Origin of the sequence: Hoylesella buccalis ATCC 35310 (assembly GCF_025151385.1) — a bacterium.
Taxonomy (GTDB): domain Bacteria; phylum Bacteroidota; class Bacteroidia; order Bacteroidales; family Bacteroidaceae; genus Prevotella; species Prevotella buccalis.
Genome location: NZ_CP102287.1, coordinates 3027911 through 3050295, shown reverse-complemented (window position 1 = coordinate 3050295; position 22385 = coordinate 3027911). Strand labels below are relative to the sequence as shown.

Below are 22385 nucleotides of genomic sequence, written 5' to 3'. Positions count from 1 at the left end.
AAGGTACTGCAATTTTCTGACTTACGCATCATCTACACCTTATAAATACAAGAATACTTCACTATTTTCATCCACGCAAAAGCCCCACAATCCGTTAGGATTGCAGGGCTGCGGTTATATAGACACCTAAGAGATTGATTACTCTACGGTGATTTGCTTGCCTAATGTCTGTACGATTTCCTCACGTTTCGGCAAGGTTACTGTCAAGACACCATCCGACATTTTTGCGCAAATTTTCTCTTTGTCTACGTCATCTGGCAAAATCAGTGTCTGCTCAAAGCTCGAGTAACTAAACTCTCTACGCAAGTAGTGAGCCTTCTTGTCCTCTTCCTTGTTCTCCACCTTCTTTTCCATCTTGATAGTCAAATTTCCATCGTTATCGATATTCACGACAAAATCATCTTTCTTCAAGCCAGGTGCAGCCAACTCTACTATATAATCACCATCATGAGCGATGACGTTGATGGCGGGTGCTGTACTGTTCAATCTTGGTGCAAGACCTGTATCAAAAAAGTCATCAAACACACTTGGTAACCAAGAATTTCTGTTTCTTACTGGTAACATAATCATTTCCTCCTATTTTTATATTGTTTATTTTTATTTGCTCTTTCGAGTTCACTTACCATTGTTGCAAGGAGCGTACCAGTGAAGAAATCGCGCCATTATGACACATATTCCACTATTTAGCCCAAAAACCAAGTCATTATGTCAGCTGTTTGAGACTTTTTATCCAACTCAGTATCAGCGTTACGGACATGCAGATCAAGGCTTTTCCATGCGCTTCACCCTACATGTTTGCTTCACCTGCATTCTAATTCTCACGTTATAACGCATACTGACTGGTCTACCCACTAACATGCCAGGTGTCCAACGTTTCATGTGTTTCATTTCTCTAATAATGATTTTATCAAACCTTGGGCCTTTCGAACGATACACTTTGAAATCTTTGCAACGACCTTTTTTATCGATAACAAAATTCACCATCATGGTTCCCGTTAACGTAGAGTCAGCCTTCATCAGCTTAGGAATCACCCTATCGCTCACAAATGCCATCAACGCTTTTTTCCCTCCGGGATAAACTGGCATCACCTCGGGATCGGAAAATATCTTTTCCGACGGTTCAACATACTTCGATGAGCCCACACACTGTGCCGACATTGCCGCCCAAACAGCCATCATAAGCCAAAATAACAATACACTTCTTCTCTTCATCATATTTATTCTTTAGTTTTGGAAACAGTATTTTTTTCATTCTCACGCTCCCTCTTAATCGTGATAGGAAAGCAAAATTTTACAGGCATAGCCTTGCCTTTGAACTTACCATGGGTCCACCTCCGCATCTTTTTCAGTCCGTTTAAAAATAAGGTATCAATCTCGGGAGCCACCGATTTTACCACTTTAAAACTGTCACAAGCGCCATTTTCCAGAACGACAAACGAGATCAACAACTTTCCTTCTGCCGAGCTTTTAATACTGTCCAGCCCGGGAGCCACAGAATCAATCATCCATTGGCGTAAGGCGACTGTTCCACCAGGATAAACAGGTATGTCGTCAATGACAGACCAACATATGTTTCCATCTGGTCGTGGCAAGCTTTTCTTGTGACTTTGCGACCACGTCATCTGAAAAACGACGAAGCAAAAAATAACCAACAAAATACCATATTTCTTCATATCTTATCTTTTTTAAACATTGTTCCATCCTTTCAAAAAGTACATCCGCACCGTCTATGACCGAGGAAACCAAAGACAGGTGCGAACTGTACTTCAGATTTGCATATAGCTTTCACTGACAAAGATACAACTTCAGACTGCCCTTGTCAATAGACCGACAGACATTGACACACGAAGAAAGCGCAAACATCTGACTACCAGGTATTTAAAATACCCACAACATCTCTTTTGACACATCAAAGAACGAATATGAATTGTTTTTTATATCTTTGCCCTGAACAAAAAAGACCAAAACACAACCGTATGCAAAAGATATTCGTGATGCTGCTTTCTGCCACACTTCTACTCGGCGCATGCAACCCGAGCAGCCAAAAAAGCGCCCTCCCCGCACCCGAGCAACAAGCCCGCACCTACATTGACAGCGCCCTGCAGTATATCGACCAACACAACTTAAAGGCTGCCATGGTGCAACTGAAGCAAGCCGAGCGACTGGTTCCCGCACTCGACAGTGCCAAAACCATCTTCCATATTTACCAGTACATCGGGTGGATCAACGAGAACAGCGGTGCCAACGAACTGGCCCTGCAATACCAAAACCGCGCCCTAAAATATGCCATGACGTATGGAAAGCCCGAACATATCGTCGACGTTCTGGTGAACAAGGCCAATACATTTTTCAATATGGAGCTGCCCGACAGCGCCCGCAACGCCACCAAAACAGCCATGCTGTATTATCACAAGGTTGGCAGAGGACAGCAGTCGGTCATCCAAAAGCACCTGGCTCATTACGACCTACTGCGCGATTCGCTTGCATCAGCCGAGCATCACGCCTACCAGGCTTTCATGCTGGCGCAAGACTCGTCAGCCCTTGGCAACGCACTCACGCTACTCAGCCAAATCTACACTCGGCAAGACCAACCCGAGAAGGTAAGGCTCGTCATGTCGATGATGTCGAAAAAAAACAACTCTACCATGGCGTACAACCGACTGCTCGCCGAAACGCACTTGCACGAGACACACGGTGACTACCGCAAGGCATACGAATCGATGCTGCGCCTCAAAGCACTCGACGACTCGCTTTACTCAGAGAAAACGCACACCGACATCATCAAAGTGCAAAACGATTATGACAACGCCGTGCTACAATTAGACCGTGCCCGCCAACGATACCGCTACTCGGTCGTCATCATCGCCCTTTTGCTGCTACTGTTTGTCCTCTCCTACTGGTACTACCGGCGCAACCACCTGCTATACAAGCGATTCCAAGAGCAAATAGCCGACATCAAGGACGAACTGCACACACGGCTTTCGGCCAAAAACCTCACGATAGAAGAGATGAAACAGGCGATGGACAGCCGACTAAAAGAATTGGAGCAGTTGAAACACAAGCTGCCCCCAGCCATGCAGGCAGACCGCAATTATGAGTCGGTGGCACAGATCAAGCTGGGCATCGACGTGCTTGATGCCATCCTACACAATGGCAACATCAGCCAGTTTGGGAAGAAAGAGCAGGTTGCCGTGGCCAGCATCATGCCCAATATCGATGCCGAACTGGCTGAACTGCTCAACAACCAGTCACTGGCACTGACACCCAAAGAAACATTTTTCTGCATCATGGAGCGCAACGGCATGGCCGACAGCGAGAAAGCAAAGGCATTCTGCTGCTCAGAACAAGCCGTAAGGTCTACCAAAAGTCGGCTCACTAAAAAACTGCGCACTATGCCCCAACTGCATGGCATGACACCAGTGGCACGACCAACAAGCCCAGTACAACCTGATATGGAGAACCAATGACAAGGTGTGAAGCACAAGTTTTGTCCGTTTTTCTTCCCTAATTTTAACACTTCTGGAACCTCACAAATAGAAAAAATATAGGGCATTTTTAGGGTGTTCTGAACCCTTAACAGGGCAACAAACATGACTTTGATTGGTTAACTCATTGAGTTAACTGGCCAATATCAATGCAATAAGATGCCTAACCCTTTGCTTTTCCGACGCAAAACCATGGTATTTGCGGCCATTTCGCACCGTTTTTTCGGCTAAATAATGCTCCTGTTTTTGTAATACGCTGATTATCAACTATTTCTATTTTTCGCGTATTTGCGAGCAAGTATCCATCTCGTTACAAATATGCCCGTATTTAGAGAGCGTTTGTCAACATATTTCAGATTTTTTAAGACAATTTTTCATCCCAAAAAACCAACGTTTTTAGGACATCCTAAATAAGCGGGCTCGCTAAAATTTATCAAGGAATCCTATTCTCTTTTTCATCACTTTTTTCTTATATTAGATAATTTGACAAAATGCAAGAAGGGTACCACATAATCATCTGGAACATTACCACAAGTGCGAAATGGTTTATCTATAAAAATATCTCCGCTAAAAATAACTTTTTTCCCAGTTTTTCTAAAACTTAAAGGTAGTGAGTTGTGTTGAGGGTAAATATTTACAATACCATAAGGAAACTTGCATACAATGCAATAAACATGATACTCGGTATTAAAAACCACTTCTCCAGGACTGTCAGTTACGGTGAACCAAACTGTATCATTTTTACATACTGGGTAATTTGACGATTCTAATTCTTTTGAATCATCAGAGCTACAGCCAACATTCAATATAAGAAATAACGGCAATAATAAAAATAGTACTTTCTTCATCTCTTCTTTTTTTATGGTTTACGGTATATAGAAAAAATATAAACTAATAAAGGTCATCCAAAGATTGGGAATGAATAGATAATTTATCATTCGCTGTCACAGTGTACTGCTGTGTGCAAATATATACATTTAAGGAATATCAAACAAGCGTATTATTCGTTTTTTTATAAAAAGTTGTTGATTCAAAGGCACTAAAGTTTTCCAATCGTTTTTCCGATCATTATAATCCTCAAAAATTAAGTGAAACGTATCACAGCTTAAAAAACTTGTACTTCTGCCTAAAAACAAGTATTTTTGTAACCAAATTCGCTGCGGATGACAGAGACACTCAAAGAGAAAACGACAAAAGGTATATTTTGGGGGGCGATGAGTAACATCACCCTGCAATTGGTAGGCGTGGTGTTTGGCATCATGCTGGGTCGTATCCTGTCCGACGAAGACTATGGCATGATGGCGATGATAGCCATTTTTCAGTTGGTTGCTATTGCCCTTCAAAACAGTGGGTTCACGGTAGCCATCACCAATATGAAATCCCCTACCCACGATGACTACAACGCTGTGTTTTGGTTCAACATCTTGGTTGGCGGCACCTTGTACATCGTTTTGTTCCTATCCGCTCCTCTGATAGCCTCTTTCTACGACACGCCAGCCCTGACATCCTTGTGCCGATACAGTTTTTTAGGCATCCTCTTCGCCTCGTTCGGCACCGCCCAATCGGCATGGCTGTTCAAGAATTTACACGCCAAGCAACAAGCCAAAGCCAACATCGTTGCCGTATTGCTGTCGAGCATCACGGGAGTACTGATGGCGTGGGGCGGTTTTCGTTATTGGTCATTAGCCACTCAGAGTTTGGTGTACATCCTGCTGTGTACCCTCCTCTATTGGCATTATTCGCCTTGGCGACCCTCCGTACACCACATTTCGTTTGCTCCCGTGAGACGAATGTTCAAGTTTTCATTCAAAATCCTACTCACCACGCTCATTACCCAAGTCAACAACAACGTGCTGAACATTCTGTTGGGCAGGTTATACACCAAACACGACGTGGGACAATACAACCAAGCCTACCAATGGGACAGCAAAGGATTTCAGTTGGTGCAAAGCATGGTGAACCAAGTAGCACAACCTGTACTCGTTGAACTAAAGAACGAGGCTGACCGACAGCTGCACGCTTTTCGCAAGATGATGCGCTTTTCGGCATTTCTCAGTTTCCCCCTCTTGTTGGGATTGGGACTGGTATCGCGCGAATTCATCGTGCTTACCATTACCGAGAAATGGCTTCCAAGTGCCCAACTCCTTCGGCTGTTGTGCGTGAGTGGGGCTGTTTTTCCCCTCATCACACTGATGTCGAACCTCATCATCAGCAAAGGGAAAGCCAATATCTACCTTGGTTGCACCGTTGCCTTGGGCGTATTGCAAATCGTCCTCATGCTATTGCTGTGGCCATACGGCATCCGCAACATGGTTATTGCCTATGTATGCCTCAACGTGAGTTGGCTTTTTGTGTGGTTCTACTTCGTGAGAAAGTCCACGGGATACACGCTTCCGCAGTTTTTTAAGGATGTGTTGCCCTTTGCAGTCAGTGCATCAGGGGTCATGATTGTGACCTACTATGCCACGCTGAGCATCACTCATCTGCTCCCATTATTAGTCGTCAGGGTGATAATGGCTGCTGTTTTGTATTACGTCATCATGCGCATTGCCAAAGCAGAGATACTTCGCGAATGCCAGACAGCCATTCTTTCTAAATGGAAGAAAAAGCGCTAAGGGCATCCCCTAAATCCATATTTTTATGTATATTTGCTCATTATTGAAAATCAAAGCAGAAATTTAACACATGCAAGCCATTATATTAGCCGCAGGAATGGGGCGTCGCTTAGGAAGCTACACCAAGGAAAACACCAAATGTATGGTACCCGTTAATGGGGTAAGGCTCATTGACCGCGTGCTTACGCAACTCTCCGCATTGCATCTAAAGCGTGTATTGATTGTGGTGGGCTATAAGGGAAAAGAACTCATCCACCACATCGGAGAGCGATATGCAGACGCTCTAAAGATAGAATATGTAGAAAATCCTATTTACGACCGCACCAATAATATTTATTCATTGTCGTTGGTAAAGGAGCAAATGCAAGAAGACGACACGCTCTTGATAGAGTCGGACCTCATCTTCTCTGACCGACTTTTCTCCATGATTCTTGCCGACGAGCGTCCCAACATCGCCCTCGTTGCCAAATATGAAACATGGATGGACGGTACCATGGTGCGCATTGACGGTGATGGCAACATCGTAAACTTTGTTCCCAAAAAGGCTTTCAACTATCAGGAGGTTGACTCGTATTATAAAACGGTGAACATTTACAAGTTTAGCAAAGCGTTTTCGCAAACACAGTACGTTCCTTTTCTCGATGCTTATTGTAAAGCTTTGGGAAATAACGAATATTACGAACAGGTGTTGCGCGTCATCACGTTGTTAGATAAAACCAACCTCAAAGCACTTGACATTGGTAATGAGAAGTGGTACGAGATAGACGATGTGCAAGATTTGGACATTGCAGAAACCATTTTCGCTAAAGACGATGAGATGCTCAAGCGGTATAACTATCGCTATGGTGGGCATTGGCGTTTTCCAAAGATGCTGGACTACTGCTATTTGGTAAACCCCTACTTTCCTTGTGAGCAGATGAAAGCCGAAATGAAAGCCAACTTTGACACCCTGTTGACCGAATATCCTTCGGGCATGTACGTTAACTCGCTGTTGGCAGGCAAGTGTTTTGGCATCAAACAAGAATACATGGTGGTGGGCAACGGTGCAGCAGAACTCATCAAAAGCCTCATGGAAAACGTTAAAGGGTATGTGGGCATGGTGTTCCCCACGTTCGAGGAATATCCGCATCGACTGCGAAAAGAGCAGATAGTATCGTTTGTTCCGTCCTTGGACACGCTGCGATATACCGCCAAAGACTTGATGAATTTCTACAAAGACAAGTCCATAGACATGCTGTTGCTCATCAATCCAGACAATCCCTCGGGTAACTTCATACCCAAAGCCGACGTTGTGAGACTGGCAGCATGGTGCAAGGAGCGAAATATACAGTTAGTGGTTGACGAGTCGTTTGTTGACTTTAGTGATGACTTTCTACACAACTCACTTCTCTGTGATGAGACATTGGAAGCCTATCCCAACCTGTTGGTCATGAAAAGTATTTCAAAATCGTATGGCGTCCCCGGACTTCGGTTGGGCATCTTGGCTACCTCACAACGAGAAACCATTGCTCGCATCAAGCAAGACGTGTCAATATGGAATATCAACTCGTTTGCCGAGTTCTTCATGCAGATATACAATAAATATCAAGCACAATACGAAAAGGCGTGTCAGCAATTTATTGACGAGCGCAATCGCTTTGCCCTACGCTTGAAGGAGATACATTTTTTGCGTGTTCTGCCAACCCAAGGCAACTACTTTTGTTGTGAGGTAAAACCACCCTATACCGCAGCCGAACTGACCAAACAGCTGTTGGCGCGCTTTGACATCATGATAAAAGATTGCAACAGCAAGACATCGCTCAAAGGATTAAACTATATTCGCATCTCTATCCGCAACCAAGCGGACAACGACCAACTGATTACAGCATTGCTCAACCTACAAAACGAAACCATATAAATGAAAATATGTATTTGCGGAGGAGGTAACTTAGGGCATGTAGTAGCTGGTTTTTTGGCTGCACAGCCCACTCATCAGGTGAGTTTGTTGACACGACATCCTGAACGGTGGACGCATCATTTGCTCATTGACACCCCCAATGGAGAGGTGTTGAAGGGAGAGTTATGCCACATCAGTACGCATGCCAAAGAAGTAATACCTTCTGCAGAGTTGGTTTTGCTGTGTCTCCCGGGATATGCACTGCACGACACACTGGAGCAAATAAGTAAGTACCTGTCGCCCCACGTACCTGTGGGAAGCATCGTGTCGAGTACGGGATTCTTCTTTGAAGCATTGGACATATTGCCCGAAACCACACCTCTCTTTGGCTTTCAGCGCGTACCTTTCATTGCCCGAACCACTCAATATGGACATCGAGCATCGCTGTTGGGCTATAAACCTCAACTTAATTTAGCAATTGAACGAGGTGGCGAGGCTACCGAAGCATTAAGGGAAACATTGCAAGAAATGTTGCATACCCCCATCAGTCTGTTAGATAACTATTACGAAGCGAGTTTGACAAATAGTAATCCGCTGTTGCACACCGCTCGTTTGTACGAGCTATGGCACACTTGGCACAAAGAGATTGTATATAAAGAGGTGCCGCTCTTCTACACCGATTGGACCGATGAAGCCGCACAATTATACATCCAAATGGATGAAGAACTTCAAAATCTATTGAGCAAGTTAAAGGTAAAGCAGGGCGCAATACCCACTGTTCTCGACTATTACGAGAGTACGGATGCACATAGTTTAAGCAAAAAACTGTCGTCCATTACTGCCTTTCAAGGCATACCTGCACCCATGAAAGCCGTTGAAGGAGGTTATCAACCCGACTTTTCCAGTAGGTATTTCACAGAAGACTTCCCCTATGGACTGGCTATCATTCACCGATTGGCACATCAACACGGTGTAGAGGTTCCCCATATTGACAAGGTTTATGAATGGGGGATGCGTCAATTGTCAAAATAAAACAGCACTCATGAACACACCACTCATACCACACGAGGAACTGCGCCAACGATATAATCCCGACGGCTCGTTGCTGCGCCGCCAACAGATGCGCATGCTGCACATCCTTGTTGAGGTTGACAAGATATGTCAACGCCACAACATTCGGTATTGGCTCAGCAGTGGAACATTGATAGGTGCCGTTCGGCATGGCGGCTTCATCCCTTGGGATGACGACTTGGACATTGAGATGATGCGCTCAGACTACGAGCGACTTTTGGAAATTCTGTCTCACGAACTACCTGAAGATTTGGCATTACAAGCCCATAGCACCGACTCAAATTATTGTTACCATTACGCAAAGGTGCGCGACCGCTGTTCCTATATCGAAGAGAAGCCCAACTACGACCGCTTTTTTAAGCACCGTGGCATCTATATAGACATCTTCCCTTTGGAGAAGCAACACATGTGGACACACAAACTCTCGGAACTTTCCTTTGGTCATGCGTATAAACTCATGCGTACTTACAAGGGAAGCGACGAGGAGTGCATGAAAAGAGTGAAACGACTGTATGCGTGGAATGTAAGATTTATCTATCCATTACTGCGCTTGGTGAATCGCATCACGGGCGCAAAGACGATCACCAGCGGACTTGGGATTCCGTTTCACAATCCCCGATACGAAGAGGATATATTCCCATTGACAACCATTGTGTTTGAAAATCGTCCCTTCATGGCTCCCCATGACAGCGACAGTATGTTGCGACACATTTATGGCGACTATATGAAGCTGCCCGATTTAAGCCAACTGAAGCCTCATACAGGCAGCATTGAAATATACAATAACGAAACCAACAAACATTGATAGGACATGAAACAGCCTGCAAAAACAGACGTGGCGGTACTGATACTCTTCTTTAACCGTCCCAAGGAACTGGGCAATCTGTTTGAACAAATCAAACTGGCTCGCCCCAGCAAGTTGTATCTGTATCAGGATGGACCACGCAACGACAGCGACTTGCCACGCATGGAAGCGTGCCGAAAGCTGCTCGATGATGAGCAGATTGACTGGGAATGTGAAGTGCATCGCAACTACCAAGAGGTAAACAGGGGCTGCGACCCTTCCGAATATCTCTCTCAAAAGTGGGCATTTAGCCATGAAGACAAGTGCATTGTCTTGGAAGATGATAACGTGCCTGCCCTCTCGTTCTTCCCTTTTTGCAAAGAATTGCTTGACAGATATGCACATGATGAGCGCATCGGCATGATTGCGGGCATGAACTACGATGAAGAAACACAGGGAATTCCCGATGATTATTTCTTCACCACCACCTTTAGCATTAGTGGTTGGGCATCGTGGAAACGGGTAGTTGACAAGTGGGACGCTACTTATTCGTTCCTTGATGACAAGTACAATCGGCAGCAGTTGGAAGCCCTTATTAAAGAAAGGAAATACCAAAGCGACTTTATCGAGTTTTGCGAGTATCACCGTTCGGTGGGGAAAGCTTATTACGAAACGATTTTTCATGCAGCCATCTTCTTCCATTCACAACTCTGCATCGTTCCCCGAGTGAACATGATCAGCAATGCTGGAGCTACCGAAGACGGAGTTCACCTCAGTGGAAGCAATGACGACTTGCCCAAAGCCATTCGAGGAATCTTCACCATGCAACGCCACGAGCTGTCGTTTCCGCTGAAACACCCACGATACATCATTGAAAATGTGGGCTACAAGCACCGCATGTTCCGCATCATGGGCTGGGGACATCCATGGCTAAAGATAGGACGATCGGTAGAAGAGCTGTTCATCAACTTGCGTAAAGGCAACTTCAAACGCATCAAAGTGGCGATGGTCAATCGGATGCGGAAACTCTGTGGCAAATCCAAATGGGACTAACAATAACTTAAAAGAGAAAACATCTAAAACAATAAAAAACCTACATTTATGAAAAAAACACTCATTCTGGCTGCCCTCACACTATCTCTATCCGTGGCAGCTCAATCCAATCCATTGTGGATGAGACACACTTCTATCTCTCCCGATGGGCAAACTATTGCGTTTTCGTACAAGGGCGACGTGTTCACCGTACCCGCTTCAGGCGGTCAGGCACGACAGCTCACCTCAAATGCAGCATACGATTCCTACCCCATTTGGAGTCCTGATGGCTCGAAAATCGCCTTCGCATCGAGCCGTGAAGGTAGCTTAGATATCTATGTAATGAACAAATTCGGTGGCGAACCCAAGCGATTGACCACCCGAAGCACCAACGAAACTCCCATTGCATGGCGTGACAACGAGCATATTCTGTTCAGTGCAGCTATCATGCCAACAGCAAAATCCATCTTTTTTGCCAGCAGCAGTTTCCCACAAGTGTACGAGGTAAACTTGAAAGGCGACCGCCCAAAGCTCTTCTCGGTAGTAACCATGGAGGACTTGAGCATCAACCAAAAGGGTGAGATATTGTATCATGACAAGAAAGGATACGAAGATCCCTTCCGTAAACATCACCAATCGCCTATCACAAGGGATATATGGCTCAATCAAAATGGCAAGTTTAACAAACTTACGACTTTCAATGGTGAGGATCGTACACCACGCTGGGCACCCGACGGTGCATCTTTTTTCTACCTAAGTGAGGAAGATGGAACCTTCAATGTGTACAAGCGAGGGGTGAAAAGCGCAGACAAGACACAAATTACTCACCACACCAAACACCCCGTGCGCTATCTTTCGGTGGCACAAAATGGGCGGATTTGTTACAGTTACGATGGTGAGATATACACCCAAATGGGGTCGGCTGCGCCGCAAAAAGTAAACGTGAGCATTACTGCCGACCGTAATGACATCGACTTGAATCGACAGATAAAGACATGGGGAGCGACAGAGATTGCTCTTTCACCCAACGGAAAGGAAATAGGATTCGTACTTCATGGTGACGTGTATGTAACCAACATCGAATACAAAACCACCAAACAGATTACCGATACACCCGAACAAGAGCGTTCAATTGAATTCTCACCCGATGGCTTGGCCATTGTCTACGCATCAGAACGAGAAGGGTTGTGGCAGATTTACCAAACCACCATGAAGAACAAAGCGGAGAAACAGTTTGCGTATGCCACCGACTTACAGGAAGAACGCCTTATCCATTCGGCTTATACCTCTTTTCAACCGCAATACAGTCCCGATGGGAAAAGCATTGCCTTCTTTGAGAACAGGGGTACGCTCAAGGTGCTTGATGTAAAGAGCAAGAAAGTAAGAACCGTGATGGACGGTAAATATGTTTACTCTTATAGCGACGGAGATATTTGGTTTGAATGGAGTCCAGACAGCAAATGGCTCATCTCCAATTATATCGGAACAGGAGGATGGAACAACCAAGACATCGCCTTGATTGACGCAGAAGGCAAAAAGCCCATTTACAACCTTACACAAAGTGGCTACAATGCAGGTAATGGAAAATGGGTATTAGGCGGAAAAGCCATCATCTTCCAAAGCGATCGGGCTGGCTATCGCAGTCATGGAAGTTGGGGAACCGAGGACGATGTGTACATCATGTTCTTCGACTTGGACGAATATGAGAAGTTCAAGATGACGAAAGAGGAAAAGGCCCTCCTCGCCGAAGCCGAGAAAGAGAAGAAGAAAGCCGAAGAACCAAAGACGGTAGACGTGACGGTGAAGAAGAAAGAAAAGAAGGAAGAGCCTATCAAACTCGACTTGGACAACTGCCGCGACCGTGTGCTTCGGCTCACTGTCAACTCATGCCGATTGGGAGATGCCGTGCTAAGCAACGACGGAAACGCTCTCTATTATCAGGCTGCCTTCGAAGGTGGTTACGACTTATGGAAACATGATCTACAAGATAAGAGCACCAAAATTGTGTTGAAAGGTGTTGGAGGCGGTGGCATGCTGGCCGACAAAGATTTCAAGAATCTGTACCTGTGCTCTGGAGGGGGTATCAAGAAGATAGATATCGGTAGCAACTCGTCGAAGAATGTCACCTTTGAGGCACGTTTCAACTACAAGCCTTATCAGGAAAGGGAGTACATGTTCAACCACATCTGGCAACAGGTGAAGGATAAATTTTATAAGGTAGACTTGCACGGTGTCGATTGGGACGGCTACAAAAAGAGTTATACACGGTTCTTACCTTATATCAATAACAACTATGACTTCAGTGAAATGCTGAGCGAAATATTGGGCGAACTGAACGCATCACACACAGGTGCGCGCTATTTTGGCGGTGGTGCCAACCTTAGCACTGCTACCTTGGGTTTGTTCTACGACCAAACGTACGATGGAGATGGACTGAAAGTCGAGGAAATTATCAATCGTGGACCTTTCTCAGTGAAGAAAACAGGGGTTACGAAAGGCTGCATCATTGAGAAGATAGACGGTGAACCGATATTGAAAGACAAAGACTACTACTATATGTTGGACGGAAAATCGGGTCGCAATGTCAGGGTATCGGTGTACAATCCCGCCACCAAAAAGCGTTTCGACGTAACGGTTAAGGCCATCAGTAAAGGCTACCAAGATGAATTGCTGTACAAGCGATGGGTGGACAGGAACCGCCAAACGGTAGATAGTCTGTCGCATGGACGGTTGGCATACGTACACGTCAAGGCCATGGATAGCGAGAGTTTCCGCACTGTATTCCATGAATTGCTGAGCGACAAGAACAGAAATCGCGAGGCTGTGATTGTAGATGAGCGTCACAATGGTGGCGGCTGGCTGCACGATGACTTGTGTACGCTACTCTCAGGCAAGCAATATCAGAGTTTTGTCCCACGTGGACAGTTCATTGGCAAAGACCCTTGGAACAAATGGACTAAGCCTTCGTGCGTCATGGTGTGCGAAGACGACTACAGCAATGGACATGGATTCCCGTTCGTGTACAAGGAGTTGGGCATTGGAAAACTGATTGGTACGCCTGTTGCTGGTACTATGACCGCCGTTTGGTGGGAGACACTCATTGACAATACCATGGTCTTTGGCATCCCACAGGTAGGTTGCCGAGACATGCGAGGCAACTTTGGAGAGAACACACAACTCAATCCTGACATCGAAGTTTACAACACTCCAGAGGATTATATCAATGGCAACGACCAACAATTGAAACGAGCTGTCGAGGAAATGTTAAGAAAATAAGTCAGGATTTGACATGCAATATCCATAAAAGGCTTCCACTCTTGGAGGCCTTTTTTGTTGCTCATTTATGCATAAAGACAACATTATCGCTGATCAAAATCATGCAACAAAAGATGTCACATCGTGACTAAACAAATCATTTTTACTCTCAATATTTCACAAAAACAAAGACAAAACAAACAAAACAGAAAGTTTTTACGCATATTAGTAATCATTTTGATTTATTTTGTTTACTTTTGTAACCCTATACATTTACACATCAAAATGACATATCTATGAGAAAATTATTACTTAGTTTGATGAGTTTATTCTCCCTATGTAGCTTTGCTCAAGACGTAAAAGCCTCTTTCATGGCTGATGAAGCAGTGAAACCCTACTACCAAATGGGCTGGGACTCGGTTGATGAAGCAAACACATGGAAGTACTTACGAGTAAACTCCGGTGCCACATGGACCTTAATAGCCAAACCTCGGGTAAAAGGTTTGCCTGATTTTACTGCCTTTGACCCCAAGAGCAAGTATTCCTTATTCATTCCAGACAGCAATGGTAATCAAAACGAAACCACCATTTCGCCCGAAATAGAGATACTCCCTAATAGCAAATGCCAGTTTTACAGCTGTTTCAGTGGCATTTTCTTGTTCAGTGCCAGATGGACTCTTTCTATCATTGACGTAGCCTCTTCCGAGTCAAAAACCTTGCTTGATGCCTTCATGTGGGCGCAGGAAATGAGGTATGATGGCCCCAACTGGCAGAAATTTGACATTGATTTATCCGAATATGCCGGCAAAAAAGTGCGCTTCAGTTTCAACTATAAAGGCACACAGGGTGAAGATGTCTTGATTGACGGATTCAAACTGATGCAAACTGACTCTTCAGAAACCTCCTCTGTAACGATTAACGAAGGTGAGAAGGTACACTTTCAAAACACCTCAGAAGGCAACATCCAGTCATACAAATGGACGTTCACAGGTGGAACTCCATCAGAGTCGACAGACAAAAATCCCACTGTTCGCTACGACCAGGCAGGCACCTATCCCGTAACACTCACCGTCAGTGATGGCAAATCCACCAACACTTATACGCGTAAGGAGTACATCCATGTGATTACGGTTGCACCCAAAGCATGGATTGGCCTACCAGAAGAAGGTTATCAATCACCCTATACCGCTTGCTTTGTACCAACGGATGTCCCCGTACAATTCAAGGATTTATCTGAAGGAAGGCCCACGGAATGGAATTGGACGTTCAATGGAACAAACATAGAGAGCAGCACTGAACAGAATCCGGTGGTGAAATACATCAAACAAGGCGTGTTCAGTGTAGCCCTTAGATCTTTCAATAGTGCAGGCGTGAACACCGATATCTTGCAAAAAGCCATACAGGCTGGTGGCGAACAGTATGTCTGGAACATCTCACCGGATGAAAGCGAGAACTTGAAGAAAATAGCTCTTGGATATTATGGCAACTATGCTGGCTCCAATTTCCTTGGTATGAGGAAATTTGCAGAACATTTCCATCAGCCCCTGGTCAAGTCAACCATCAAGGAGGTAGGCATCTTCTTTGTGTCAACAACCAGCATCTCTCCCGACTCCATCATCACTGTCAGCATTGCGAAAGCTGATGCCAAGGGCATGCCAGGCCAAGTCTTGGGAAAGAGTTCACTGAAGGTTTCCCAACTAGCCCTATTCACAAACGACAATCCTGTGGCAACAAAGTTCAAATTTGAAACACCAATCGAGATTAATGAAGAATTCTTTGTAGTCATCGAAGGCATTCCTGGCGTGGCTGATAATAATGGAGTTGACGACATAGCCATATTGGCTCTCAAGCGTGATGATAACGGTAAGTCGACCACCTACCACGAATTGGCCGAAGAAGATGAGAAATATCAATATACAGGGAGATATTTCTGGTACAAGAGTGATGATACAAAAGTATCGCTGGGTGTATGTCCTCTCCTGACCTACACGAGTGTTCCGACAGGAATAAAGGCAGTCACGACCGATGCGTCTACCACCGGTTTACGCTTTGACGGCACACAACTATATCTCGATAAGCAATTCGACCGATTGGATGTGTATACGCTCAGTGGTAACAGCGTGCTGTCCATTTCGAATCCTAACGCTCGCCTATCCCTCCAAGCACTGCCAGCGGGCATGTACATCGTAAGGGGGATGTGCGACAAGAGCCCTGCTGTGTTGAAGATTGTCAAGAGATAATCTCTCGTAACACATAGAACAGACCCATCCCTATCACCGAACAATCGGTGCGGGATGGGTCTGTTTTCTTATATTGAATGAAAGAACAACGAACCAAACACAACCACGGTGTGTGTTGCGAACTGCGTGAGTAACACAAAAAAGGAAACGACAAAACAAATCAAACATCCTTCAGAGGTGTGAGTTTGGGGATGAGTTCGTTTCGCATTTCCACCGTTATCTTCCTGCCCCGAAGGCTTCTTACCACCGGAAAACTGTTAAAATAAGCATCTGAAGACAGGTACCATGCGTGCTGTTTCACTTCTGCCAGCCGTTGTAGTTCGTGTTCCATCACAGACGCGTACTTGGGGTTGACCACCGAAACGAAATGCCCGCGTCCCTGCACCTCGAGCAAAAGGATGAGCCGTGGCGTGGCTGATGATTGCACAGAGGCAGGCTTTGCCTCACTCATCCGAGAGCTGACGCTGATTTCCCAACCATACCTTTCATTCAAGTTTTTCATCATCTGACGAAAAACCTTACCATGCGGCGACGTGTCCGCGATGCCTTTGTAGGCGATGTAATAATGAATCATCTCGTGCAACAGCACATTCTGATACTGCCGTTCGGTCTGATTATAATAGATACTGACGTGAATGGCATAATGATAAGACTTGTAACCTCTCCAGGTAAGCTTATGCTTGCACGACATGCTGCCGAGCCTTGTACGCGACTGCGATAACGAAAGTCGGGGACGAGGCAGCTCATTGTCAAAATACAAGCGATTGAAAGTGTCAAAAGACGCATGCAACCAGGCTTCATCAATCATTACTGTATCATTCATGTTGACATCAATTTACTGCAACCGTGGACGTCAAAGTTACCACGAGATATTCGGATTGGGTGCCAATTCTGAACTTTCCTCCCCAAATACCAAGACCACTTGTCACGAAATATTGTGTCTTGCCTTTCTGCAAAGGCCCGTAGGCATTCTCGTAAATGCCCTTTTCCACCCACGACACCGGCCACACCTGCCCATAGTGGGTGTGACCACTCAACTGGAAATCTACGCCAGCCTTCTCGGCCTGATCAAGATGAAAAGGCTGATGATCGAGCAAGATGGTGTACCGAGAGCCATCAACGCTCTGCATCAATTCAGGCAAAGACTTTCGATGAACATTGAACCTGTCGTCGCGTCCAACAACCTGAATCCCATTGACCACCGTGACACTGTCTATCAACAGATGGATTCCTGCGTCACGATAGAATTGCAGTGCTTCTTCGTATTGGCTGTAATATTCGTGATTACCCAAACATGCATAGATGGGAGCCTGTAGCTTTTTAAGCTCCTCGTGCATTCTCTCTTCCAGCAGCGGTCGCATGCTGCGGTCGATGATGTCGCCACCAATCAAAATCATGTCAGGCTTTTCGGCATTCATCAGGTTGACCCACCGAGCCAATTCAGCCCGACGGTTGTGGTAACCCAGATGCAAATCGCTGACCATCACCATCTTCAACGGCCGTTCAAGCTGTTTTTCGGTCTTCAAATCTATGGCGACTCGCACCTTATGACGATAGTTGAAATAACCATAAACGAAGATGCCTACCATGAACCCACACACGCTCAACGTGCCTACCACGCTGTGATGAGTAAACGATTGGGGGATGAGATGCACCCATCTTCCCACATCCAGCACCAAAAACACCATGAAGAGATAAAACAAAATGATGAGCCATGACGTGCTGACATGATAAACCGTGGTGGCCAACCACATGGGTAGCTTGTCGATGGTGCCGCTGAAAGTGACGTAAATCAGCATGAATGCCAAAGCCATGAGGAGAAGTATGACCGTTTTGGCAAGCGTACAGAATGGCATGAGCTGCCAAGTTCGCCAAAAAACATAGGCACTTCCCAGCAAGGGAACCACCAGAAAAAGAATGCCCCAGAGTTTCATGAATGAAAAATAATAGTGCGTAAGAAGAGGGTGATCAGGCACGTTGTCCTCCACCCTTATTCGTAAGTAGACGTGATTTGCACTACAAAGGTACACAAAAAACCATGAAGCGTGAACTATTTTACATGCTTTTGTGCATGCATGGCCAACCTATCCAGTTGAGCGATACGAGTAAAAAGTTACTTGTATCGTCGTGTATTTTTACCAAATATCGCCACAAAAACGGCACATAAAAACTTTCAATTTAGAAAAAAACGATAGGCAAACAGGGAGCAAGACAGGAATTTAGTTGGCAAGATAAGACGAATATTAGCTATAAAGCATTGACTTTGCACTGCTAAAAGCATCCCTTTGGCACGCAATGAACATGGGTTTGCTGCGCAATAGCATGCATATTGCACCCTTAACTCAATGCTTTTCACGAATAAAAGTAGCAAAAGTAGGCATGCAGTGAACATACATTAACGTAAGACCCTATACACTAACAACTTACAAATCATTCTCATTTTGAGCGTATTTGCGACAAGACGCCCTCTTGTTCGCAAATTCTTCAATTATGAAGAGGTTCGTTGTCAAGAAAATTCATACAAATCGGAGTCTATCGATATAGCGTCGTAGCGGTTTGTTACTCATCGATTTTTTGATTACCTTTGTATCGTTCGTTGGGATGTCAATCAGCTTAATCCACGACAATTACGATATGGAACAGAACAGAGAACTGGAACTTGCGTGGGAATTTGTGGAACATACCGCCCAGTGCATCTTCCTCACGGGAAAGGCGGGAACAGGTAAAACCACATTCTTGAAGAAGGTCAAGGAACACAGTAGCAAGCGCATGGTGGTGGTTGCACCCACGGGTGTGGCTGCCATCAATGCCGGAGGCGTCACCATCCACTCGTTCTTTCAGTTGCCGTTGTCGCCCTTTGTGCCCAATGCCGTAGTACAGAATCGATATGATTTCGGCCGGGAGAAGCGCAAGATTATCCGTACGCTCGACATGCTCGTCATTGATGAAATCAGTATGGTGCGCAGTGACCTGCTCGATGCCATTGACGCGGTGCTCAGAAGGTATCGTCATCGCGACCGACCGTTTGGTGGCGTGCAACTCTTGATGATTGGTGACCTGCAACAATTAACACCCGTTGTCACGCCTGCCGATGAGGAGTTGCTGCGTCCATACTATGACACGCCTTATTTCTTTGGCAGCCATGCCCTGCAACAAACACCCTATGTCACCCTGCAGTTGCAAAAGGTTTACCGACAGCAGGATTCGGCTTTCTTGGACATCCTCAACCATTTGCGCGACAATCAGTTGACACAGCGTGACCTCGACTTGCTCAACAGCCGCTATAACCCAACGTTCCGCCCCCAGCAAGAGGATGGGTACATTCGACTGACTACGCACAACAGCATGGCCGACAGCTACAACAACCGTGAGCTGAACAGCCTAACTACCAAAACTTATCAATACAAAGCCACCGTCGAAGGCAACTTCCCAGAGTACTCTTACCCCACCAGCGAGTTGCTCACGTTAAAAGTTGGCGCTCAGGTGATGTTCATCAAGAACGACAGTTCGTTGGAACGACTGTACTATAACGGCCGCATCGGTCGCGTTGTGTATCTGGATGACGACCATGTCGAAGTGCTCTGCCCAGGCGATGAGCAGTCTATCTTAGTGGAAAGGCAAACGTGGGAGAACACCACCTACCAAATCAATGAACAGACCAAGGAGATAGAACCCAAGGTGCAGGGCACCTTCAGCCAATATCCCCTGCGCCTGGCATGGGCCATCACCATCCACAAAAGCCAGGGACTCACCTTCGACCATGCCATCATCGATGCCGCATCGTCGTTCGCCTCGGGACAAGTGTACGTGGCTTTGAGCCGCTGTAGAAGTCTGGAAGGATTGATTTTGGCATCGCCCATCCCCGCACATGCGGTGATGAACGATGAGCGTGTCATGTCGTACATCCGTCAGCAGGAGGATGAGGCCCAACGAAGCATCGAGCAATTGCCCCAACTCAAGGATGAGTACGAGCGTCATCAGCTCATCGAACTCTTCAATTTTTTAGACCTTTGGCGGGCCGAAGACATGCTGTGCCGCCTGTTCATCGAGTTCTTCCATGCCTATCCCAAGCTCACGTTGATACACAAGTCTACCGTCAAGGCCTTGCAAGACAAGGTGAACGTCATTGCATACAAGTGGACTTCGCATATCGGCCGATTGACAACAGCGCAACTGAGTGACCCTCAGTTCTTGGAAAGAGTGGTGGCGGGAGCCGAATATTTTCGCAAGACGTTGAAGCAGTATCTGGGCGATGTTCTTGAGCAGTCGCAAGATGTCGCGTCGAACAACAAACTGGCTATGCGCCGTTTAGACACTTATCTCACTGATTTGCGCGAGCTGTATCTATCCAAAATCTTCTTACTCGGGTACATCGTTGAAAACGGGTATACTGTTCAAGGCTATCTCAAGGCCAAACAAGAAGCACTCTTGACGGCCATGGACGAGCTGACACCGCATGCCAAAAGTCGGTCGAAGGCGCAAAAGGCACCCAAAAAGAAGAAAGAGAAAACGAAAGACATCACCTTCAGGCTCTACAAAAGCGGGCTGTCGCCTGCTCAAATCGCCACCGAACGCCAATTGTCCGTCGGCACCATATACACGCATCTGGGCCATTTTGTCCAGCAAGGCGACATCCAGTTGCTGCAATTGATAGATGAGAAACACCTTCAAAACATCCGACAAGTCATCGAGAAAGTTGGTCTTGACAATGGCAAGACGGCCATCAAGGCCCTCTGTTCACCCGACGTGACGTTCGAAGAGATTAACTTAGTGACGGCTTCGCTCAGAAAGAAAACGTGAAAACTGGCTGTCATGCCAGTTTAGCGGCGACAAGACATAACTACGACAACGGCATGTTGAATACATTACTATGTTGTTATCTGGTTTGATTTTCGGGTGAAAAAGCGTTAAACGTCTTGCCGTTTCCATGAATAATCTCTATTTTTGTACCACTTAGAAAATCATCTTTTAAATACTCAATCAATGAAAAAGTACACACTCACACTCCTATTTCTGGCAGTAACGCTATGCGTTAGTTCACAAAATCTGTTTGTTGGAACCTACAACATTCGCAATGACAATTCGGATGACCGTAAGGAAGGTAACGCATGGCCCAAGCGATGCCAGGTGATATGCGATATGATGAATTTTGAGCAGCCCGATATTTTTGGCACACAAGAGGTGCTCGTGGGGCAACTTCGTGATTTGAAACAAGGACTGGACGGCTACGATTGCATCGGCGTGGGACGTGACGATGGCAAAGAGGCTGGTGAGTATTCGGCCATTTTCTACAAGAAAGACAAGCTCAAACGTCTGGACTATGGTAACTTCTGGTTGAATGAAACGCCCGACAAACCCGCTTTAGGCTGGGACGCGGCTTGCATTCGCATCTGCACCTGGGGAAAGTTTCAAGACGTAAAAACCAAGTTGAAGTTCTATTTCTTTAACCTTCACATGGATCATGTGGGTGTCGTGGCTCGTAGAGAGGCCGCCAAACTGGTTGTAAGGAAAATAAAAGAGATTGCAGGCAGCAATGCACCCGTCATTCTCACCGGCGACTTTAATGTTGATCAGCATGACGAGATTTATCAAATCTTCACCCAGTCGGGCCTCCTGAAAGATTCATATACCGCCGCCAAAATGCGCTTTGCCGAGAATGGAACGTTCCAAGGTTTCAAGTCTTCCTTGCTGACAGACAGTCGCATCGACCACGTTTTTGTTTCCAACAAGTTCCAAGTGAACCAATATGGCATCCTAACCAATGGCTATTGGACCGAAGGAACCAGTCGTGAGGTAAGCAAAGAAGGTGCTGCGCCACAGGAGCTGAACTTCCGCCAGTATGTACATCGCTTGCCTTCTGACCACTATCCAGTGATGGTCAAGTTGAACTATCAGAAGTAATAGCCGTCTGCTGGGGTGTATATCACTGTCCCGCACACGATGATACCCCAGCTTGACGTTGTAAATTATCACAACCGAAGATACGTTTTTGAACAGATATATTCATATATTTGTAGAAACGTTTTA

The 22385-nt window shown here is 45.8% G+C and carries 16 protein-coding genes; 10 read left to right on the top strand and 6 right to left on the bottom strand.

Annotated features, from left to right (window positions below; all coding sequences use genetic code 11):
- Window positions 1-138 precede the first annotated feature (138 nt).
- The 3 genes from NQ518_RS12565 to NQ518_RS12555 form a co-directional block, all read right to left on the bottom strand.
- A complete protein-coding gene (locus tag NQ518_RS12565) occupies window positions 139-570 on the bottom strand; it encodes an Hsp20/alpha crystallin family protein (protein ID WP_004349309.1) in 432 nt (143 codons plus the stop codon).
- Window positions 571-762: 192 nt separating this feature from the next.
- Window positions 763-1215: an energy transducer TonB gene (locus NQ518_RS12560; RefSeq protein WP_227961609.1), complete on the bottom strand. Its 453-nt coding sequence runs from the start codon at window positions 1213-1215 to the stop codon at window positions 763-765.
- A gap of 2 nt (window positions 1216-1217) precedes the next feature.
- A complete protein-coding gene (locus NQ518_RS12555; RefSeq protein ID WP_227961610.1) occupies window positions 1218-1673 on the bottom strand; it encodes a hypothetical protein in 456 nt (151 codons plus the stop codon).
- Between the two features lie 303 nt (window positions 1674-1976).
- On the opposite strand from NQ518_RS12555, the gene NQ518_RS12550 reads away from it, so the two are divergent.
- Window positions 1977-3467: an emp24/gp25L/p24 family protein gene (locus NQ518_RS12550; RefSeq protein WP_227961612.1), complete on the top strand. Its 1491-nt coding sequence runs from the start codon at window positions 1977-1979 to the stop codon at window positions 3465-3467.
- A gap of 476 nt (window positions 3468-3943) precedes the next feature.
- On the opposite strand, the gene NQ518_RS12545 is transcribed toward NQ518_RS12550, so the two are convergent.
- A complete protein-coding gene (locus NQ518_RS12545) occupies window positions 3944-4333 on the bottom strand; it encodes a hypothetical protein (protein WP_227961614.1) in 390 nt (129 codons plus the stop codon).
- Between the two features lie 315 nt (window positions 4334-4648).
- Between NQ518_RS12545 and NQ518_RS12540 the strand changes: the two genes are divergently transcribed.
- The 7 genes from NQ518_RS12540 (at window position 4649) to NQ518_RS12510 (ending at window position 16358) form a co-directional block, all read left to right on the top strand.
- The gene (locus NQ518_RS12540) at window positions 4649-6100 is read left to right on the top strand and encodes a lipopolysaccharide biosynthesis protein (RefSeq protein ID WP_227961616.1); all 1452 of its coding nucleotides are present in this window, start codon (window positions 4649-4651) and stop codon (window positions 6098-6100) included.
- A gap of 70 nt (window positions 6101-6170) precedes the next feature.
- The gene (locus tag NQ518_RS12535; protein WP_227961617.1) at window positions 6171-7997 is read left to right on the top strand and encodes an aminotransferase class I/II-fold pyridoxal phosphate-dependent enzyme; all 1827 of its coding nucleotides are present in this window, start codon (window positions 6171-6173) and stop codon (window positions 7995-7997) included.
- Entirely contained in the window at window positions 7998-9008 is a 1011-nt protein-coding gene (locus NQ518_RS12530) for an NAD/NADP octopine/nopaline dehydrogenase family protein (protein ID WP_227961619.1), read from the top strand.
- Between the two features lie 10 nt (window positions 9009-9018).
- The gene (locus NQ518_RS12525) at window positions 9019-9852 is read left to right on the top strand and encodes a LicD family protein (protein ID WP_227961621.1); all 834 of its coding nucleotides are present in this window, start codon (window positions 9019-9021) and stop codon (window positions 9850-9852) included.
- A gap of 6 nt (window positions 9853-9858) precedes the next feature.
- Window positions 9859-10884 carry a hemolysin activation protein gene (locus NQ518_RS12520; protein ID WP_227208160.1) on the top strand — a complete coding sequence of 342 codons (1026 nt, stop codon included), beginning with the start codon at window positions 9859-9861 and terminating at the stop codon, window positions 10882-10884.
- Between the two features lie 48 nt (window positions 10885-10932).
- Window positions 10933-14139: a S41 family peptidase gene (locus NQ518_RS12515; RefSeq protein ID WP_227961623.1), complete on the top strand. Its 3207-nt coding sequence runs from the start codon at window positions 10933-10935 to the stop codon at window positions 14137-14139.
- Between the two features lie 275 nt (window positions 14140-14414).
- Window positions 14415-16358: a PKD domain-containing protein gene (locus NQ518_RS12510; RefSeq protein ID WP_227208165.1), complete on the top strand. Its 1944-nt coding sequence runs from the start codon at window positions 14415-14417 to the stop codon at window positions 16356-16358.
- A 160-nt stretch (window positions 16359-16518) separates the two neighbouring features.
- Here NQ518_RS12510 and NQ518_RS12505 read toward each other — a convergent pair whose 3' ends face one another.
- A complete protein-coding gene (locus NQ518_RS12505; RefSeq protein ID WP_227208167.1) occupies window positions 16519-17181 on the bottom strand; it encodes a SprT-like domain-containing protein in 663 nt (220 codons plus the stop codon).
- Between the two features lie 7 nt (window positions 17182-17188).
- On the bottom strand, window positions 17189-18292 hold the full coding sequence (locus NQ518_RS12500; RefSeq protein WP_227208169.1) for a metallophosphoesterase: 1104 nt from the start codon (window positions 18290-18292) through the stop codon (window positions 17189-17191).
- Between the two features lie 700 nt (window positions 18293-18992).
- Here NQ518_RS12500 and NQ518_RS12495 point away from each other — a divergent pair.
- Window positions 18993-21158 (top strand): helix-turn-helix domain-containing protein, encoded by a 2166-nt coding sequence (locus NQ518_RS12495; protein WP_227205563.1) that lies wholly within the window; start codon window positions 18993-18995, stop codon window positions 21156-21158.
- Window positions 21159-21341: 183 nt separating this feature from the next.
- Entirely contained in the window at window positions 21342-22259 is a 918-nt protein-coding gene (locus NQ518_RS12490; RefSeq protein WP_227205561.1) for an endonuclease/exonuclease/phosphatase family protein, read from the top strand.
- Window positions 22260-22385 lie beyond the last annotated feature (126 nt).

What these genes read in the sequence shown, in the direction of transcription:
- NQ518_RS12565 (WP_004349309.1), bottom strand. Translation starts at nt 570, where the DNA reads ATGATTATGTTACCAGTAAGAAACAGAAATTCTTGGTTACCAAGTGTG.
- NQ518_RS12560 (WP_227961609.1), bottom strand. Translation starts at nt 1,215, where the DNA reads ATGATGAAGAGAAGAAGTGTATTGTTATTTTGGCTTATGATGGCTGTT.
- NQ518_RS12555 (WP_227961610.1), bottom strand. Translation starts at nt 1,673, where the DNA reads ATGAAGAAATATGGTATTTTGTTGGTTATTTTTTGCTTCGTCGTTTTT.
- NQ518_RS12550 (WP_227961612.1), top strand. Translation starts at nt 1,977, where the DNA reads ATGCAAAAGATATTCGTGATGCTGCTTTCTGCCACACTTCTACTCGGC.
- NQ518_RS12545 (WP_227961614.1), bottom strand. Translation starts at nt 4,333, where the DNA reads ATGAAGAAAGTACTATTTTTATTATTGCCGTTATTTCTTATATTGAAT.
- NQ518_RS12540 (WP_227961616.1), top strand. Translation starts at nt 4,649, where the DNA reads ATGACAGAGACACTCAAAGAGAAAACGACAAAAGGTATATTTTGGGGG.
- NQ518_RS12535 (WP_227961617.1), top strand. Translation starts at nt 6,171, where the DNA reads ATGCAAGCCATTATATTAGCCGCAGGAATGGGGCGTCGCTTAGGAAGC.
- NQ518_RS12530 (WP_227961619.1), top strand. Translation starts at nt 7,998, where the DNA reads ATGAAAATATGTATTTGCGGAGGAGGTAACTTAGGGCATGTAGTAGCT.
- NQ518_RS12525 (WP_227961621.1), top strand. Translation starts at nt 9,019, where the DNA reads ATGAACACACCACTCATACCACACGAGGAACTGCGCCAACGATATAAT.
- NQ518_RS12520 (WP_227208160.1), top strand. Translation starts at nt 9,859, where the DNA reads ATGAAACAGCCTGCAAAAACAGACGTGGCGGTACTGATACTCTTCTTT.
- NQ518_RS12515 (WP_227961623.1), top strand. Translation starts at nt 10,933, where the DNA reads ATGAAAAAAACACTCATTCTGGCTGCCCTCACACTATCTCTATCCGTG.
- NQ518_RS12510 (WP_227208165.1), top strand. Translation starts at nt 14,415, where the DNA reads ATGAGAAAATTATTACTTAGTTTGATGAGTTTATTCTCCCTATGTAGC.
- NQ518_RS12505 (WP_227208167.1), bottom strand. Translation starts at nt 17,181, where the DNA reads ATGAATGATACAGTAATGATTGATGAAGCCTGGTTGCATGCGTCTTTT.
- NQ518_RS12500 (WP_227208169.1), bottom strand. Translation starts at nt 18,292, where the DNA reads ATGAAACTCTGGGGCATTCTTTTTCTGGTGGTTCCCTTGCTGGGAAGT.
- NQ518_RS12495 (WP_227205563.1), top strand. Translation starts at nt 18,993, where the DNA reads ATGGAACAGAACAGAGAACTGGAACTTGCGTGGGAATTTGTGGAACAT.
- NQ518_RS12490 (WP_227205561.1), top strand. Translation starts at nt 21,342, where the DNA reads ATGAAAAAGTACACACTCACACTCCTATTTCTGGCAGTAACGCTATGC.